Annotated in this window: 14 protein-coding genes; 1 reads left to right on the top strand and 13 read right to left on the bottom strand. The window is 34.7% G+C overall.

The genetic code is table 11. The features are described 5' to 3' along the window. Nucleotides 1-12 precede the first annotated feature (12 nt). The 3 genes from CIGN_RS03235 to ispG all read right to left on the bottom strand — a co-directional run bounded on the left by CIGN_RS03235 (nt 13) and on the right by ispG (nt 4,730). Nucleotides 13-2,031 (bottom strand): motility associated factor glycosyltransferase family protein, encoded by a 2,019-nt coding sequence (locus CIGN_RS03235; RefSeq protein ID WP_086302203.1) that lies wholly within the window; start codon nt 2,029-2,031, stop codon nt 13-15. 247 nt (nt 2,032-2,278) lie between these two features. After that, a complete protein-coding gene (locus tag CIGN_RS03230) occupies nt 2,279-3,676 on the bottom strand; it encodes a replicative DNA helicase (RefSeq protein ID WP_086251676.1) in 1,398 nt (465 codons plus the stop codon). Then, entirely contained in the window at nt 3,669-4,730 is a 1,062-nt protein-coding gene (gene ispG, locus CIGN_RS03225; protein ID WP_086232933.1) for a flavodoxin-dependent (E)-4-hydroxy-3-methylbut-2-enyl-diphosphate synthase, read from the bottom strand. Before ispG ends, CIGN_RS03230 begins: the two co-directional genes overlap by 8 nt. A 99-nt stretch (nt 4,731-4,829) precedes the next feature. Here ispG and CIGN_RS03220 point away from each other — a divergent pair, with 99 nt between their 5' ends. Further along, nucleotides 4,830-6,764, top strand: a complete 1,935-nt coding sequence (locus CIGN_RS03220; protein ID WP_086302202.1) for an LTA synthase family protein — start codon at nt 4,830-4,832, stop codon at nt 6,762-6,764. 72 nt (nt 6,765-6,836) lie between these two features. On the opposite strand, the gene CIGN_RS03215 is transcribed toward CIGN_RS03220, so the two are convergent. From CIGN_RS03215 to CIGN_RS03170, 10 genes are all read right to left on the bottom strand, one after another. After that, entirely contained in the window at nt 6,837-9,392 is a 2,556-nt protein-coding gene (locus CIGN_RS03215; RefSeq protein WP_086302201.1) for a bifunctional aconitate hydratase 2/2-methylisocitrate dehydratase, read from the bottom strand. A 205-nt stretch (nt 9,393-9,597) separates the two neighbouring features. Continuing rightward, nucleotides 9,598-10,029 (bottom strand): hypothetical protein, encoded by a 432-nt coding sequence (locus tag CIGN_RS03210; protein ID WP_086302200.1) that lies wholly within the window; start codon nt 10,027-10,029, stop codon nt 9,598-9,600. A 20-nt stretch (nt 10,030-10,049) separates the two neighbouring features. Then, complete coding sequence (locus CIGN_RS03205) at nt 10,050-13,121, bottom strand: cytochrome c biogenesis protein (RefSeq protein WP_086302199.1); 3,072 nt, start codon at nt 13,119-13,121, stop codon at nt 10,050-10,052. A gap of 79 nt (nt 13,122-13,200) precedes the next feature. Then, the gene (hemC, locus tag CIGN_RS03200) at nt 13,201-14,121 is read right to left on the bottom strand and encodes a hydroxymethylbilane synthase (protein WP_086302198.1); all 921 of its coding nucleotides are present in this window, start codon (nt 14,119-14,121) and stop codon (nt 13,201-13,203) included. Beyond that, a complete protein-coding gene (locus CIGN_RS03195) occupies nt 14,122-14,526 on the bottom strand; it encodes an FxsA family protein (RefSeq protein WP_086224701.1) in 405 nt (134 codons plus the stop codon). Next, complete coding sequence (locus CIGN_RS03190; protein WP_086302197.1) at nt 14,523-16,226, bottom strand: proline--tRNA ligase; 1,704 nt, start codon at nt 16,224-16,226, stop codon at nt 14,523-14,525. Before CIGN_RS03190 ends, CIGN_RS03195 begins: the two co-directional genes overlap by 4 nt. Further along, on the bottom strand, nt 16,227-17,489 hold the full coding sequence (hemA, locus tag CIGN_RS03185; RefSeq protein WP_086302196.1) for a glutamyl-tRNA reductase: 1,263 nt from the start codon (nt 17,487-17,489) through the stop codon (nt 16,227-16,229). It abuts the gene before it with no gap. After that, a complete protein-coding gene (locus CIGN_RS03180) occupies nt 17,489-18,367 on the bottom strand; it encodes a polyprenyl synthetase family protein (RefSeq protein WP_086302195.1) in 879 nt (292 codons plus the stop codon). The genes hemA and CIGN_RS03180 overlap by 1 nt, the downstream gene beginning before the upstream one ends. Before the next feature lie 8 nt (nt 18,368-18,375). Further along, on the bottom strand, nt 18,376-18,804 hold the full coding sequence (locus CIGN_RS03175) for a hypothetical protein (RefSeq protein WP_086226181.1): 429 nt from the start codon (nt 18,802-18,804) through the stop codon (nt 18,376-18,378). Next, a complete protein-coding gene (locus CIGN_RS03170; protein WP_086234088.1) occupies nt 18,797-19,057 on the bottom strand; it encodes a DUF2018 family protein in 261 nt (86 codons plus the stop codon). Before CIGN_RS03170 ends, CIGN_RS03175 begins: the two co-directional genes overlap by 8 nt.

The following is a 19,057-nucleotide window of genomic DNA, read 5'->3' as shown; positions in this document are numbered from 1 at the left end:
AGCTTTACTAAGCTAGGATTTATTCTCTTCATCCCAGCTTTGCAGTGACTCTTTCATTGTATCTCTAGCAGCTTCAATCATTCCAGCAAGACTAAAGAAATAGTATCCATGCTGCCTTACATACTCAAATATCTTTTTATCTTTATCATTTTTGGTGCGTTCAGGTTTTACCATTAATTCGCCAAATTCCATCTCTTGATGAATACAAAAGTTACTTGCTACATGGTAATAAACAGTATCAAAAACCTCATCGTTCTTAAAGTTATTTTTAAATCTATCAATTCTCTCTTTTAATTCATAAAATTTAGGATAATGAGGCTCTTTGCCACGAGAGATATCACGATTAGCATTTTCTACAGCTTTGCTAATCTTTTTAAATAACTCTTCACAAAGCTTTTGCTTTTCTAGACCATATTTGATCAGATTTTCTACTAATGCCTTTTGATGTTTTATTACTGCTTTTGATTCTTCAAGACTAATTGGCTCAGGCTTGATTACTGTTTTAATACTATTTTCGGCCAATATTTCATCTACTAATTCACTAAATGGCTTTTCTATCATTCCATGAATTCTAGCTCCACCTTCAGTAGCGTTATAGACTTTAAATGCATAATCATAATGAGTTGGCTCCATCATAGATTCAAAATACCCACGGAAGAAATTCCAAACATCAGTAGTTTTTACTTCACCATCTCCACCGTACGCTATGGCAGTTTGTGGTCTTTGTCTAGCATTTGGATTAATTGTTATAGTACCATCTTCTTTTATATAATTTTCAAATATATTTCCCTTAGCATGGCTAGCTCCATCTTTACCAAAGGCAAGGTCTTGACCGATAAATATAATTCTTTCGCATTTAAGTCTAAGAGCCATATCAAGAGCAAAGTGTGCTGAGCTAGGCCCTTTACACATAAATGGAATCTCATCTTTTAAGATAAACTCAAATCTAATTGGCCTATGAGCATAAGTGCGATTTCGCCCTTCTAAATTTTTGCTAGTTTGGGGATGCGTAAGAGATGCTGCTATAAATATTATATTATCATCAAACTGACTTGGCTGGCTTTGGAAAAACTCGCTAGTCTTCTCTACTCTCTCCATTGTAGTTATAAAATCAGGCTTAATACCATTTATCTTAAGCACATGATATGAAGCATCTGGAATTAAAATTAATGCGTGTGGTGCGACCTTTCTTAAAAGCTCAATCTGTTTATTTAGACTTGGACCAGTAGAGGCTATTATAGCTGTCTTATTTTTGCCTTGATTTAATTCAATTATATCTTTTAACTGAATTCCACTATAAATATGAGGCATATTTGCCACAACATGTTTGATACCAAGTAAATTATCGTAAGCATCATTACCCATATTTAGAATCATTTTAGATGATAATTCTATAAGTTTTTTATTGATTTTTTCTGCTATTTGGCCATAATTTTTAGCATAATAATCACTATAAACATGAAAATCATAATTTCTAATATTTGCTACAACTGCTGGGTAATGGCATAAAACTTCCATTTGACCACTTCTAAAATAATCTGGATGAGCCACGATAAATCTCTCATTAAATATATCAGCACCAAAATCACAAAGATTAAATGCTATAAATATAATCTCAATCTCTGGTTCAAATACTATAATCTTTTCATGGGTTTGGTTTTGTAGTAATTTGGTATAAAAATTTCCATTTCCAAGTCCAAAGAAAAATAGCGATGGATATAGTGCATATTCATCTTTAAATTTTTCCAACATCGCATTTGTATGAGCTGCTGGAGACTCAGTATAAATTGGCTCTTTAAGCTCGGTATTTATTATATTTATATCCAAATTTGTCTTACCAGCAAATACATCAAATTTAGTATTGCTTTTTAAATCATACACAGCCTTTGCTAATCTAAAATTTATAGCACTAAGTGCTACAATATTTTTTATAAAATTTGATGGAGTACCCTCGGCTTTAAATCTAGCCTCTAATTCACGCTGAAACTCTTCAAATGCCTGTGCTTCAGCCTCTTTGTCATAATTTTGCATATATCTCCTTCGTGCTTTTTAGCATTATACTAAATTTTATCTTAAGTATCATAAGATTACTGCTTTAAAAAGTCAAATTTAAAAAAGTTATTCACTGTTTTTTCACTATGTGAAAATCTAGTCAAATACCCATTAATTCAAGCTTTAAACCTTATTTAATCACAGATTAAATTATATAAATTTAACTATTAATGTGAATTTAAATCAATATGTGAATAAATCTCAAATTTAATCACATAAATTCACATCACCCCTCAAAAGTTACCATCTCAGCAGGATGATTGTGTGTTTTTTCCACAAAACGAGTATAAATAGATTGAAATACCAACTCAATAGTTCCAGTTGGGCCATTTCTATTTTTACCAATAATTATCTCAGCACTTTCTTCTACTTTATTTCTACTAAACTTAGGGGTATATTCTTTACCTTCGAGCTTTGCTTTTTGAATTTTCTCATTCTCCTCTTGTTCTAAATAAACCTCATTTCTATAAACAAATAAAATCGTATCAGCATCTTGTTCGATTGCTCCAGACTCACGCAAATCACTAAGCATAGGACGTTTATTAGCTCTTGATTCTAGACTTCTATTTAACTGCGAAAGAGCTACAACTGGCAAATTTAACTCTCTGGCTAAAAGCTTTAATCCGCGTGAAATCTCTGCAATTTGCAAATGGCGATCACTATATGCTGATGAGTTTGTCATAAGGCCGATATAATCAATCACGCATAGTTTTATCTCTGGATGAGCGCTTTTTAATTTTCTCATTTGAGTACGAACCTGATGAATAGTAGCATTACCGCTATCATAGACAAAAAGCTTTTTTTGACTCATCATATCACACGCATTACTTAAGCGTTCAATTTCATCATTATCCATATCTGATGTCATAAGATTTTGTAAATTTATCGATGTTTTAGCGCTTAATAACCTTAACATAAGCTGAGTTGCAGGCATTTCAAGAGAGAAAAATACTACACCTAAGTTTTGATCTAGTACCCTTTGTACCAAATTTAGCACAAATGTAGTTTTTCCCATACCAGGGCGAGCTGCGATAATGACTAAATCACCATCTTTAAATCCCTTTGTCCGCTCATTTAATTCACGAAAACCAGTATCAAGCCCTACTACATCATGATCTTTGGCAAGCTTTTGCTTATTTAACTCTTCAATTAAATCAACCACAATCTCTTTAGCATTTTTTATCACGCCACTACCTACGCCATCTACTAAAGAGTAAATTTCGCTACTAATCTCATCTACCATATCACGGCCAGGCTTATTCTCATTTACCTTGCTTGGGATTTGATTTGCTACTTTGACTAGCGATCTTTTGATAGAAAATTCTTTAAGCTCTGTGGCGTATTTTTTAATATCTAAAATTGAATTTGTAGTTAAAACGCTATTAAAAACCTCTTCATCAAATTTAGCTCCTAAATGCTTTTTAACAAAGGCTATATCTACTGGATCGTCACTATTTAAACAGCTTTGCATAGCTGCAAATATATCTTCATGAGCTTTTAAATAGAAATCTTTTGGGCTGATAATATCATAAATTTCACCCAAATTATCTTGCTCAAATAGTATCGCACTCAATATCGAGCGCTCCATATCTAGGTCATATAAATTTGAGTTTATCTCATTCATTTCTAGCCTTTAGCTCATCATCTATCTCTTGTAAAAATCTATCTACTAGTTCAGACTCAGACAATCTAGCTACTACTTCTCCATGACGCATTATAAGCCCATTTCCCTTGCCAAAAGCGATAGCCACATCGGCTCCTTTGGCCTCTCCGATGGCATTTACTATACAACCCATTACGCTTATATTTAATGGTGCGGTTATGTGAGCGGTCTTTTCTTCTACTATCTTTATAGCACTTACTAAATCGCTTTGAAGCCTTCCACATGTAGGACATGAGATGATATTTAATCCACTTTTTTGGACTCCGCTATCTTGTAAAATTGCCTTAGCGACTCTAATCTCCTCTTCAAGCTCTCCTGTGATACTAACTCTCATAGTATCGCCGATCCCCTCCATCAAAAGCCCACCAAGTGCTATAGCTGATTTTATCGTAGCGTGAAATGTCGTTCCAGCTTCTGTAACCCCTAAATGAAATGGATAATCCACCATTGGACGCAACGCTCTATATGCTGCCATTGTGTTTGCCGTATCGCTGCTTTTTAAACTCACAGCAATATCTCTAAAATCAAAATCTTCTAAAAGCTTAATATTATACAAAGCACTCTCTACCATAGCTTTGACGCTTCTGCCATATTTTTGCTCAAACTGCTCTTCTAAGCTACCGCTATTTACACCAATTCTTATAGGCAAATTTCGCTCTTTACACGCATTTACCACCTTTTTAATCTTCTCTTTACCACCGATATTACCCGGATTTATCCTAATAGCATCTACAAATTCAGCCACAGCCAAGGCATAAAGATGGTTAAAGTGTATATCAGCTACGATCGGCAGTGGGCTATCTTTTTTAACCTGCCTAAGCCCTTCTATATCATCTTTATTAAACACAGCACACCGCACTATATCGCACCCCGCAAAATATAAGCGGTTAATCTGCTCTAAGGTCTCTTTGACATCTCTTGTTTTAGAAAATGTCATTGATTGGACGCTTATTGGCGCGTCACCGCCTATCTTTACACTGCCTACTTGAATTTGTCTTGTTTTGTATCTTTGCATTATCATCACTCAAATAAATTTTAAAGCCATAAGTCTATCTAAAATTTAATAAAAATATTGTAAAATAGTAAATTTAAAACAGTAAATTTAAGGAAATTAATGCGAAAAATCATAACACAAATTCTCATCTTTACAGCCATATATATGGCTATCTTTGCTCTTATGAGAGCGGTAATGCTATATAACCTAATTGAGCATGATATTGATGATTGGGGTGGGGTATTTTGGCATGGGCTTGGGCATGATATGCGGACTTTTAGTGCTATATTTTTGCCTATATTTTTATCTGGATTTCTTAGCTATTTGGGCGGATTTATCAAATTAAATTTAGCCAAATTTTATCAAATTATCTCTAGCATTTATATAGCCATTGTATCATTTATCGTGGTTATTTTTGCATTTATCAACTACTACTATTATCAAATTTATCAAAATAAGATTGATATGTTTATATTTGGGCTTAAAGATGATGATACCGCTGCTTTAATATCGATTATCTGGAATGATTATCCAGTAATTTTAATACTATTATGCGCTTTGGTTTTTGCTATTTTATGTGGATATTTAAATAGTAAAATTTTAAAAATTAAATTTAAAAAATCCAACCAACCGATTTGGATTTTAATTATTTGTAATATTATATTAATTTACGCATATACTGTGGCACTGCGGGCTCATCCAGTATATAATGCACTTCGTGCTTCTACATATCAATTTAGCACATTTAAGCCATTTAATGAGATATCTACTAATCCTATTATGGCTCTTTCATGGGCTAGTAAAGAGTATAAAAATCAAGCCAACTTCCCATATGTGGATATAAATAGAGGCAAAGAGCTGCAAAAGAGATTGTTTGATATGTTTGCTACTACAAAACAAAACTCCAATCATGCTAAAATGCATATACATTTTAATCTCATGGAGAGTTTTGGGCTTGGGTTATTACAAGAGGATGAGAAATTAGAAAAGCTTCTTTTAGGCTCATTATATAGCCATTTTCAAAGCGATTTTGTATTTAAAAGATTTTTACCTTCTACTAATGGCACGATAGATAGTCTAAATAGAATACTATTTCAAAGCCCTATAATCAATCTCACAAGTAGCAAATTTCAAAAGACAAAGCTACCTTACACAGTCATTGATATCTATAAAAAAGCTGGTTATAGAGTGGTTTTTGCTTATGCGGGGAATTCTGCTTGGTATAATATAAATTACTTTTTAAAAGCTCAAGGTGTAGATGAGATTATAGATGAGACTATACTAATGCAAGAGTATACAAATGCCAAAGAGTCTAAGCATCCATATGGGATAAAAGATGAGTATATGTATAACAAGATTTATGAGATTTTTAATAATGCAACCAAACCAACTCTAATTATCTCTCTTGGTATTTCAAACCATCCTCCATATTTACACAAAGGTAAAAATGAGCTAAATTTAGATCTAAATAGCTCTGAGATTAGTCGTTATTCTACTGACTATAAAGCACTATTAAACGCATATAGCTACGCAAATAACAGCTTTGGAGATTATTTAAATAAGATCAAAAATAGCAAATTCAAAGATAAAATAATAGTAGCAGCAACTGGCGATCATGCAAATAGAGAGTATAAATTTGATTATAAAAATGAGATAGCTTTTGGGATTAGTGTGCCATTTTATCTATATATACCACAAAATTTACAAAACAATATCTATTATGACAAAGATAGAATCGGCTCGCACAAAGATATATTTCCAACTCTATACAATCTTAGTTTAAATGAGACAAAATACCTAAATATAGGTGGTAAAAATATGCTCTCTAAGCCTAGTGATGAGAGATTTGAGTTTGCTATGCATATAAATGTCTGGGCTGATAATGATGGCATATATCCAATATCAAGCACTAAAGGATATAGATATCAAAACTCAAATACATTAAAAAATAGTAATGATAGCTTTGAGCTTGATGAATCAAAAGCTCAGTTTCATAAGCTATATGAAGAGTTTAGTTACTATCAGTTAGCTTGGAGATTAGGATTGATGAAGTAGTTAAATTTGATTTATTAAATAAGCCAATTTGATAAAATAAACAAACCCGCTATATAAAGCGGGTTTTATAAATTAGTTTTCTAATTTGTAGTTTTCAATTAGGTTGAAGTTTAGATATTTATAGATCTCATCTTCTTTACCAGCAAGTTTAGCTGGAACAATCTTCATATACTCTTCTACACTTGGCAGTCTTCCTAGCATAGCACACACCGCTGCAAGCTCAGCAGAACCTAGATAAACTTGAGCGCCCATACCCATACGATTATCAAAGTTTCTTGTAGAGGTTGAGAATACTATAGCATTATCAGCTACTCTAGCTTGGTTACCCATACATAGTGAGCATCCTGGCACCTCTGTCCTAGCACCGGCTGCACCAAATAGCGAGTATCTACCCTCGGCTCTTAATTGGGCTTCATCCATTTTTGTAGGTGGAACAACCCATAATCTAGTAGGCACTTGACCTTCGCCTTTTAAGACTTCGCTTAAAGCTCTATAATGGCCGATATTTGTCATACAGCTACCTACGAAAACTTCATCTATATTTTTAGGGCGTTTTGGATCATTTAGAACTTCACTTAGAGTAGCCACATCATCTGGGTCATTTGGACACGCCAAAATCGGCTCAGTGATCTCATCCATATTGATCTCAATTATAGTGTGGTATTTCGCATTTTTATCAGCTTGTAATAACTCTGGATTTTCTAGCCATTTTTTCATCTTATCACGACGACGAGCTAAAGTTTTATCACTGCCATATCCCGCTTCTATCATAGCGTCAATTAGAGTTATATTGGATTTTAGATACTCTATTACAGGCTCTTTATTTAGAGCGATAGCACATGCTGCGGCACTTCTTTCAGCACTTGCGTCGCTTAATTCAAATGCTTGTTCTACTTTAAGATCTGGTAAGCCTTCAATCTCAAGCACTTTACCGGCAAATACATTTACTTTGCCTTTTTTCTCTACTGTTAAAAGACCTTTTTTGATAGCGTAATATGGGATAGCATTTACTAGATCTCTTAGAGTTATGCCTGGTTGCATCTTACCACTAAATCTTACCAAAACTGACTCTGGCATATTTAATGGCATTGAGCCTAAAACCGCCGCAAAAGCCACTAGACCACTACCTGCTGGGAAGCTTATACCGATAGGGAAACGAGTATGAGAGTCCCCACCTGTTCCTACTGAATCAGGTAGAACCATTCTATTTAACCATGAGTGAATAACGCCATCACCTGGTTTTAAGCTCACACCACCACGACTAATCATAAAATCTGGTAAAGTTTTATGCATTAAAGCGTCTGTTGGTTTCGGATAAGCTGCTGTGTGACAGAAGCTTTGTAATACAAAATCAGCTGAAAATCCAAGACTTGCAAGCTCTTTGATCTCATCTCTTGTCATTGGGCCTGTTGTATCTTGGCTACCTACTGTTAGAGTGATAGGCTCTACATACATACCTGGGCGAACACCATCTAAGCCACACGCACGGCCGACCATTTTTTGTGCTAGAGTGTAACCTGCGCTATCATCACTTGCAGGTTGGGCTGGTTTAATAAAGATATCTTCACTGCCTAAATTCAACTCAGCCCTAGCCTTAGCGCATAGGCTTCTAGCTATGATTAGTGGGATTCTACCACCGGCTTTTACTTCATCTTTTAGGGTATTTGGCTCAAGTTTGAAAGTTTTTATCACTGTACCATCTTTTACTATCTCGCCTTTGTGTGGGTAAATTTCAATCTCATCACCGGTTTCTAAGCCATCTACATTTACGATAATTGGTAAAGCACCGCTATCTTCAGCAGTGTTAAAGAATATTGGAGCGATAATGCTACCTAGGATTACACCACCTGTTTTTTTGTTTGGGATTCCTGGAATTTCACGACCTATATGCCATTGAATTGAGTTGATACCGCTCTTTCTTGAGCTACCTGTTCCAACTACATCACCTACATAGACAACTTCACGACCGCTTTTTTTAAGCTCGGCAATTTTTTCTAAACTACCTGGTTGGCGTTTCATTAACATAGCATTGGCGTGAAGTGGTATGTCCGAGCGGCTAAATGCCTCACTAGCTGGACTTAGATCATCAGTATTAGTCTCGCCTGGGACTTTAAATACTATAGCCTCGATCTTTTCAGGGATATCATCTCTAGATTTAAACCACTCAGCATTTGCCCAGCTTTTGATAACTTCAGCAGCAAATTTGTTTCCCTCTTTAGCAAGGTGCGCTACATCATTGAAGTAATCATGAACAAAAATTGTATTTTTTAATACATCAGCTGCAGCTTTTGCTACGCTCTCATCACTACTTCTAAGAGTAGCCACAAGCACTATAACGCTATATCCGCCAAGCATTGGCTCAAGCATTTTTACAGCATCAATTTTGCTAATTAAACTACAATTTAAGCCGTGATTTATAATCTCATTTAAAAACTCAGCTTTAACCTTAGCTGCGTCATCAACGCCTGGATTAACACGATTTGCTAACAAATCAACAAGTTCAGCACTAGCAGATGATTTAAGTAATTCACATACCTCTTTTGTCTGCTCTTTAGTAAGCGGAAGTGGTGGAATACCAAGTTTTGCGCGTTCATATTTAGCGCTATTGTATTGTTCAAAAAAGCCCATTTTCATCCTTTAAAAAAAATTTTTGATTATTCTACCAAAAAAAATAAAAATTTAGTAGTAAAAAATAACTTAGATTTTATATTTTAGTATATTTTAAATTTTCTATAATTCAAATTTAGAGAAAATGTAAAAATAGCTATCAAATTATGACAAAAAATTTAATAGCTATTTGATTGCTTTAAAAAGCTAAATTTACCTACTATGGTTAAAATCTAGCACGAAGTCCCATATTTTTATACTGCTCGATCTCAGCAATATACTCAGCATGCTGTTTATCAAGCTCATTTGTTAGATATGAGATTAGCTTAGCATCTGATTTTTTATGACCTGAAACTAATGAAATAAATTTAAGATAAGGAATTGCATTAGAAGGTACATGCCCACGATTTTTTGCTGGAATTGGGAATTTTTGAATGAAATACAATGATGCTCTTTCTATCTCTTCTTTGGTTGAATCCTTATTAGATACGATAATTAGTAGATCTTCTAAAGTGATCTTTGGCTCATCCTCTTTTTGCTGAGTTGTCTGTTTTGGTGTGCTTGAGCCGCGGCTGAGCGATTTTATCACAACCACGACAATCACACCCAAAACGACAGCTACTGTAGCCATCGCAATAAATATAATACTTTCGTTCAACTTAAACCTCCTAAATTTAGTTACAGTCTAGCGCTATATGACCTTTTGCGATAAGCAAGTAGGCTAATAACTACCATTACCACAAGTGCTATCCAGACAAAATTTGGTACTGGTACAGCATCACCAGCTGCATAACTATGCATACCAACTAAATAGAAATTCACCCCAAAATAGGTCATTATAATCGCACTATAAGCAAACATAGACGCCACAGCGAAGGCATATTGCGAATTGACTTTTGGTATAAATCTCATATGAACTACAGCCGCATAGACTAAAATGCTAACTAAAGCCCAAGTCTCCTTGCTATCCCAGCCCCAGTATCTTCCCCAACTCTCATTAGCCCAGACACCGCCTAAGAAGTTACCTACAACAAGCAAGCTAAGACCCAAAATCATCGCCATTTCGTTGATTCTAGTGGCTTCAATTATATTTCTAGTAAGCTCTTTATTCTCATTTTTGCCTTGAAGTGCAAATAAAACTAAAGTAAATAGCCCAAGAAGAGCACAAAGCCCTAAAAATCCATAACTAGCTGTGATTACGCTTACATGGATTGTAAGCCAATAACTTTTTAAAACCGGCACTAAATTTGTAATTTGCGGATCGAGCCAACTAAGATGAGCTACAAATAGAGTAACCCCAGCTAAAATAGATGTCAAAGCTAGTGATATAGCTGAACTTCTAGCAAACATTGTCCCACTAAATGCCAAACACCAAGCTATAAATACCAAGCTCTCATATCCATCACTCCAAGGCGCATGCTCTGCGATATACCATCTAAGTCCCATACCAATAGTGTGAGCGATAAATGCTAAGATATTGACCCAATAGACAATTTTAAAAATTAAATTTATTTTAATTTTAGGGCGTAACATCTTAACAAACACTACTATTAAAAGTGCAAAACCGGCCAAAAGATATACTGGAGTTAAATTTTGAAATATCTTATATTTATTAAATGCTAATTCTAAATCTACCCTATTACTAGCTGGCATTACGGTTGCACCAAATTCAGCCTGATATTTTTTAATCGCTTCTATAGCTTCATCGGCTTTACTCCACTCGCCACTATCTTGTGCTTCAAGTACTGCAGTAAAATATCTTTGTAGCATTATAGCTACATTTGATGCCTCTTCACCGCTAAGCTCCATAAGTGCTCCACCAGGACTAAGCCAAGTATTATTATAATCATCTTTTTTAGGTATTACTCTAAACATCTCTCCTATAAATACCATATAAAGAATATTTAGCTTCTCATCAGCTTTTATAACATCTTTATCAAAAAGCCCCCTTGTAGCCGGTGCTTTGCGATTAGCAAGTTCTGTGAATTTAATTAGCTTATACTCTATTTGACCATCTTTATTAGGGCCAAAGAAATCATCAAAACTAGCATATTTTTGACTTTTTGGAATTCCTAATACCTTTTTTAACTCATCATCGCTAATTTTAATAATTGGTACGGAACGCCAATTTTCTGAATTTGCCATCATTGATAAAAATACAGCATTAGCACCCATTGATTGAAACTTATCACTGCGGTAAATTTTATTTAAAATCTCGTGTGCCATAGTATCAAATGGTTTCATTCTACCATCTGAACCTTGTATAATTAGAGTTGATACCTTATCTATATGGCTTTGTGGAATTTGTGGCATTGTTAGAGCATAGCTATTTTTAGCACCAAATATTGCCAGTCCAGCTATTAAAATCAGCCCAAGCGCCTTGGTATTTGCCTCATTTACGGCTTTAGCCAGTTTTCTAAATCTTGAATGAGGATTCATAACATTTAATAAAAGCCCCAAAGTTAACAAGAAATATCCAATATATGTAGGCCATTTGCCCGGATCGCTATTGACTGATAAGATAGTACCACCTTCATCAGCATCATAGCTACTTTGGAAAAATCTATACCCCTTATAATCAAGCACATTATTCATATAAATTCTATAATCCATCTTAAAATCCCCATCTTCTACGACTACATCACTGCTATAACTCATTGGTGAGTTTGACCCAGGATATCTAGCTAACTCAAAATCTTTTAGATAGATACTAAATGGCAAGGTTATAGCCATCGGTGACCACGCTACATAGAATTTCTGTCCGCCGACCTCCACTGCTTCAGGCGGGTAATTGCTTAATATCGCAACATCTTTGCTATCGTTATTATAGCTTAGGGTTGCTATGATAGTATCTGCTCCAACTACATTTTCGCCAGCTTTTTTCACACCTTTTATAGCACTTACCTTCATCGTTCTAGGTGCGAAATTCACACCACCAATGCTATATAGTCTAAGCCCAGCAAACTCAACTTCTGTATCTTTTGGCAATTGGCCTTTACTCATATCGCTCATCACCATATAGCTTATATCTTGATTGGTTTTTATATAAAATTTACTATCTTTAATATAAATTTGGATATATTTGGATTTTGTAGGTTTGGCACCAAAGCTAAAGCTCATATCGCCAACTTCGAATTTATCCCCAAGTTTCATAGTAACTGACTCGCTATTGCTCTCATCAGAAAACATAAGTTCCAAAACCGCCTCACCATTAGGGCTATCGATCCAAGCTGGCGTAGCATTTGGGGTAAAATCTTTATATTTCAAAGTGGCCAATTTATCATGGATATTGAGTCTTAGATTAAAATCATTTCCAATAGTACTAGATATATATTTTGGCTCAGAGACTGTGTAGGTATTATTACCATCGCTTGAGATCATTTGGATATAGCTTTGCATTGTTCTTATCTCGTTGCTACTATCATTTTCACGGATACTCATATGCCCTTCAAAACCAAAATATCTCGTGATACCCGCACCAACTAAAATAAATAAAAAGCTTAAGTGAAATATAAAAGCGGGGAGTTTTTTAAGCTTAAAAAGTTTATATTCATAGATATTATAAACTAAATTCACCCCCAAAATCAGCTGAATTAACGCAAACCATCCAGCACCATAGACCAAAGCCCAAGCAGTTTGTGTATTATAAATACTCTCAATAATTGTCGCAGCACCACTAGCAAACGCAAAAATCAAGAAAAATACAACGGCTGAGCCCATACTAAAAAATAATTTATGAATAATACCCATAAATGCCCTCAGTAAAAAAATTAATTTGCGATTATATTGAATATAAATAAACATTTTTAAAATAAAATTATTTTATTACTCAAATTTGACTTGCTATCTCTTCAGCCCTAGCCAAAATCTCCTTAGCTCCTTTATTTATAAACTCATCAGCTAAAATTTCTCCAGCTTCTTTATATTTAGCCTTATTAAAGACTCTTTCATCTTTTAATATTTCTTTACCATCTGGAGTACCTAAAATTGCTCTAACGAAAATTTTATCACCATCTAATCTTGCGCTTACTCCAATTGGGGCTTGACACCCGCCATTTAATTTATGCACAAATGCTCTCTCAATAGTAGTTTCTATAACGCTCTTTTCATCATTTAAAAACTCAATCGCCTCTAAAATATCAGCCCTATCTACTGCTTCAATACCCAAAGCTCCTTGCCCCATTGCTGCAATAGTATTAAGCAAAGATACATAATTTACCTCTTTATAGAGTTCAAGACGATTAATTCCAGCCATAGCAAGTATAATAGCATCAAATTCGCCATCTCTAAGCTTAGCAATTCTAGAATTTACATTTCCACGAAGCGAGATAATCTCTAAATCAGGTCTAAGAGCTAGAAGTTGCATTCTTCTACGCAAAGATGTTGTTCCAACCCTTGCACCATTTGGAAGCTCATCAAAGCTTTTAAAATTCATACTTAGCATAGCATCATTTATATCTTCTCTACTACAAACACAGGCCAATTTTAACCCATCTGGAAATGTAGTTGGTACATCTTTTAAACTATGCACAGCAATATCAGCCCTTCCATCAAGCATCGCATTCTCAAGCTCTTTGGTAAATAAACCCTTACCACCGATCTTAGCTAGTGGTGTATCTAAAATAACATCGCCTTTAGTCTTCATAGTAATAATCTCTATATTATGACCACGAGCCTCTAAAAGATCTCTAATATGATATGTCTGCCAAAGTGCTAATGCGCTATTTCTGCTTGCGATTTTAATATTCATCTATCTCTCCTCTATAATCTCTACATCTATTATATCATCATTATGATTGGTTTGACGATATTTATTTTGATTATTTTGATACCTAGGAGTACTAAATTTAGAATAAATTTTTAAAGCTAAAGCAACTCCGATCACAATTACCCCAAAAATATCGCTTAACATTCCAGGAATTATAAGGGCCAATCCACCAATAGCAAGCCCCAAACTACCAAAAATATCTTTGATATTAAAGTAGTTTATATTTTGAAATAAATTAGCAAATCCATAATTTAGTATTAAAATTACGCCAAGTAATGCACTAAGAAAAATCTCACTAAATAGACTAAAAAATCCAAATTCTAATACATATAAAACAACCAATACTATCTCTAAAAAGATATATGGTAGCAATGAAATTCTAATCATACAAGCTCTTTTAATTTGCCTAAAATTTCGCTAGAAGCAACTTTTTCTTTTATTAAACCATCTCTGATTATCAATTCTACTTCTGCATTAGCTAGTCCTTTGCCTACTACTACACCAAATGGATTTCCAATCAGCTCAAAATCGGCCATCTTTACACCAAACCTCTCATCTCTATCATCTAATAACACCTCAATTCCAAAGCTCTCAAGTCTGCTTTCTAATTCTAAAGCAAATTTAGCCTGAGCTTCATCTTTGAAATTTGATACTATGATATGGACGCTAAATGGAGCGCACTCTTTTTTCCATACGCATCCCTTATCATCATGGCTAGACTCTATAATCACAGCTTCTAACCTACTCACACCGATACCATAACATCCCATTATAAACGGCTTTGCCTTGCCATTTTCATCTAAAAATGTAGCATCCATCGCCGCTGAATACCTATCGCCTAATTGAAATATATGGCCGACTTCTATACCTTTAGTCATACTAAGAGTACCACCATCAAGCGCTTTATCTCCAGCCTTTACAGCTACTAAATCTTTAAATCTATCTTTATTGAAATTTATAATGCTTACACCAATTGCGTGATAATCTTTTTGATTTGCTCCACAAATCATCTCATATTCGCCATCAAGCTCACTATCAATATAGAAATTAATCCCCTCAGGTAGCCCGATTGGCCCGCAATATCCAGCTACTAATTTAGCTTCGCTAATATCCTTTTCATCAGCGTCTAATAGCTCTAATGCTCCACAAGCATTTAAGGCCTTAGTCTCTTGAAGTTCATCATCTCCCCTTAAGAAAAATATCACAACTTCGCTTCTATCTTCATATATAGCCTTTTTGATAACAGCCTTAATAGTATAAAATGGATCAACTTTAAAAAACTCACTCACACTTGCGATAGTACTACAATTAGGCGTATGAAATTTAAGCATTCCATTGCTTTGTGGGCGTTCTGCACTACAAGTGCGTTTAGCCCTTTTAGCAGCTTCAATATTTGCAGCGTAATCTGAACTATCACTGATTAAAATATCATCTTCACCATTATCAGCAAGCACCATAAACTCTTTACTTCCGCTTCCACCAATTGCGCCACTATCAGCTTCAACACATCTAAAATTTAGCCCAAGTCTAGTAAAAATCTTGCTATAGGTCTCTTGCATCAAGTCAAACTCACGCTTTAAATCTTCATAGCTAGAATGAAAACTATAACTATCTTTCATTATAAACTCACGACATCTCAAAAGCCCAAATCTAGGTCTAGCCTCATCTCTAAATTTTAATCCAATCTGATATAAATTCAAAGGTAGTTGCTTATAGCTATTTACTCTTCCGCGCACCATATCCACCACGCTCTCTTCATGAGTTGGCCCTAGGATATAGTCATTTCCTTTTCTATCATTTAATCTTAAAAGCTCACTTCCAAATTTAAAAAATCTCCCACTTTGCTTCCATAATTCACTAGGCACGACAAAGCTCATAGATACTTCATTTGCTCCGGCTCTATCCATCTCATCTCTAATGATATTTTCTATCTTTCTTAACACTCTTTTGCCAAGCGGTAAGAAGTTATAAAGCCCACTACCAGTTTGTTGGATAAATCCAGCCCTAAGCAAAAACTGATGGCTAGGCAAGGTTGCGTCTTTTGGCGCCTCTTTTAGTGTTGGGATATATAATTTGGTAAATTTCATCTACTCTTCCTCTTTTAATTCTATTTTATCAATTTTAATATCAAATAGATACTCAAGCACACCAAGTATATCATCACTATTTTTATCTTTTAAACGCATAGTTGGCGTGTGTAAAAATGCCTTGAAAACTTGATGAACTAGCTTTCTAGCTTCATTTTCATCACAGCGTTTGATATAGCCTTTTTTAATCGCTTTTTCTATCTCTAATTCGGCTATATTCTTAGCTTTAAATCTAAGGGCTTTGATAGCTGGCGTGCTATTTTGTGATGAGCGCCACTTAAAAAACTCAGCCGTCATCTCTCCTACTATTGCATATGCTACGCCAGCTTGTTCCTCACGCAAATTTAAATTGCTTTTTACTATGCTTTCTAAGTCATCAACAGCATAAACTGATATATTATCACTATAACTCAAATCAATATCCCTAGGCACAGCGATATCGAAAAAATATCTATTAAACTCAACTGACTCTATAATCTCATCAGTTATTATAGGCTCATTGGCACCTGTGGCACTAAATATGAGTTGATATCTATTGATAAGCTCTTTTAATCTACTAAATTCAGCCACACTAGCAAGCTCACCTAGCTCACTAGCTAAATTTTTAGCTCTATTTATATCTCTATTTACGATAATTACATTGACCTTAGAGTGAATAAGATGCTTACACGCCAAGGCACTCATCTGACCCGCACCCACTACCACAGCGCTCATTCCACCTAGATTGCCATATATCTCTTTGGCTTTTGCTACTGCTACGCTTGAGACTGATACTGGATTTTTACTAATTGTAGTAGCAGCCCTAATCTTAGACGCACATTTAGCCCCAAAATGTATAGCATAGCTGATATTATCACCGCAATTTCCATTATCATAAGCAAATTTAAAAGCTTCTTTTAACTGACCTGCTATCTGCGTCTCGCCAATTACAAGGCTATCAAGTGAGCTAGCCACGGCAAATAGATGGTGGATAGCCCCATCATTTTCATATATATCAGCCCTAAGCTCCAAAGCCTCATATGGCACAAGGGTTAAAATAGATATTGAGTTTAAAATATGTCTAACACACTCTTTTATATCAGCTACATACGCAAAAACTTCTACTCTATTACAGGTGCTTAGCACCATGGATTCTATGATTTTTTCATTAGCGCTTAATAGTCTTAATATCTCTTTTTTGCGACTCTCATCAGCAAATGATAGCTTCTCTCTGATACTAATATCTGTATTTTTATGCGTAAAGCTAATACTTATATAATGCATTAAAACTCCCTATCTATCATACTTGTGACTATATCCTTTAGCTCTTCATCGCTTACTGAGGCTATAGCTTTAGCACCTAAATCTTTAGCAAATTCTTTGCATTTTTGAATGATATCAAACTCATCAAATTTATCTTTAATCCATTTAATTTCACCCTTATCAAGCTCTTTGCCCCATAGGCTTTTTAAAATCTCTTTATCATCTAAATTTAAGGCATTATATAAAAAGATATATGGAAGAGTTGTCTTGCCCTCTTTATAATCACTAAATGCAGGCTTACCAAGTGTAGCTACATTAGCGCTAATATCAAGTATATCATCTACAATTTGAAATGCTAGGCCTAAATTTCTGCCGTAATTTGCATATGAATCACTATCTATACCAGCTATTATAGCTGCACTTCTTGCTGCTGCTTCTATCAAGACTGCCGTTTTAAGCTCTATCATTTTTAGATATTCATCTAAATTTGGGCTAAATTTACTCCCAAGATCCACATCCATCATCTCGCCAATACTAAGATTTAAAACCGCTTTTGAGATGATTTTGGCAATTTGCGGATTTAAGCTTACAATCTCATAAAAGCCCTTAGAGTATAAGATATCACCTAGCATTATTGCGTTTTTAGAACCAAAAAGCGCATTTATACTAGGCTTACCACGCCTAATAGTAGAGTCATCTATGACATCATCGTGTAATAAACTTGCTAAGTGTATAAGCTCTATTACCGCACATAGCCTAAGCGAAGTCTCATTTTGACCAGCTATTTTTAAAATTAGCTTGCTTCGTAGCTTTTTGCCACTACTAATATTATTAAACATCTCAAGAGCTCTGTTATAACCACACTCCTTGACAAACTCATATAAAATCTTATCAACCATAAAACTTCCTATCTATCTGGTATATACTCTATCTCAACTCTAGCACTTTGATCCATTATCAATGCGTCAAATACTACACTGCCATCATAATGTCTATACTCTTTAAAGAGTAGATATAAATCCACATTATCTACAAGTGGATTTTTAATAAATGCCAAAATCGGCTGACGATACATCTCTAATCCTCGCCTAAGACTTAAGACAATCTGGCGTGGATATTTTCTAAATTTAGTATGGACTACTAAATTTGTATTATCATAAAGAGTCCACGAAAACTCAAATTCATCTTTTATCTGATGGCGCCTTTCAAAAAATATAATCTTAGCCTTCTCATCTTTTTTAAGAATAAATTCCTTCTGATGTGTCCATTTTGGAGCTACACCATATAGCAACCCAAAACAAAAAAATGGCAAAAGCCAAAGAGTTAATCTACTCATTTTGTGTTAATATTTTCCCTGTAATATCTATATATATATCATTTAGTCCGCTCTCCATAGCATCTGGATTTAACGCCTTAAAGCTATCTAATTGAACTTGTGTAATACCGCTACTCTCAGCCAGCTCTCTTAATGCTACAAGCTCACTAAATAAAATTTCAAGCTCATTTTCTACTATATTTCGATTAGCATTATAGACAATATCAAAAAATTTATCCTTAGGCTGACCACCAAAAATATCATCAAATATCAT

Origin of the sequence: Campylobacter devanensis, assembly GCF_002139915.1 — a bacterium.
Classification (GTDB): domain Bacteria; phylum Campylobacterota; class Campylobacteria; order Campylobacterales; family Campylobacteraceae; genus Campylobacter; species Campylobacter devanensis.
This window is presented reverse-complemented; position numbering and strand designations above follow the sequence as displayed.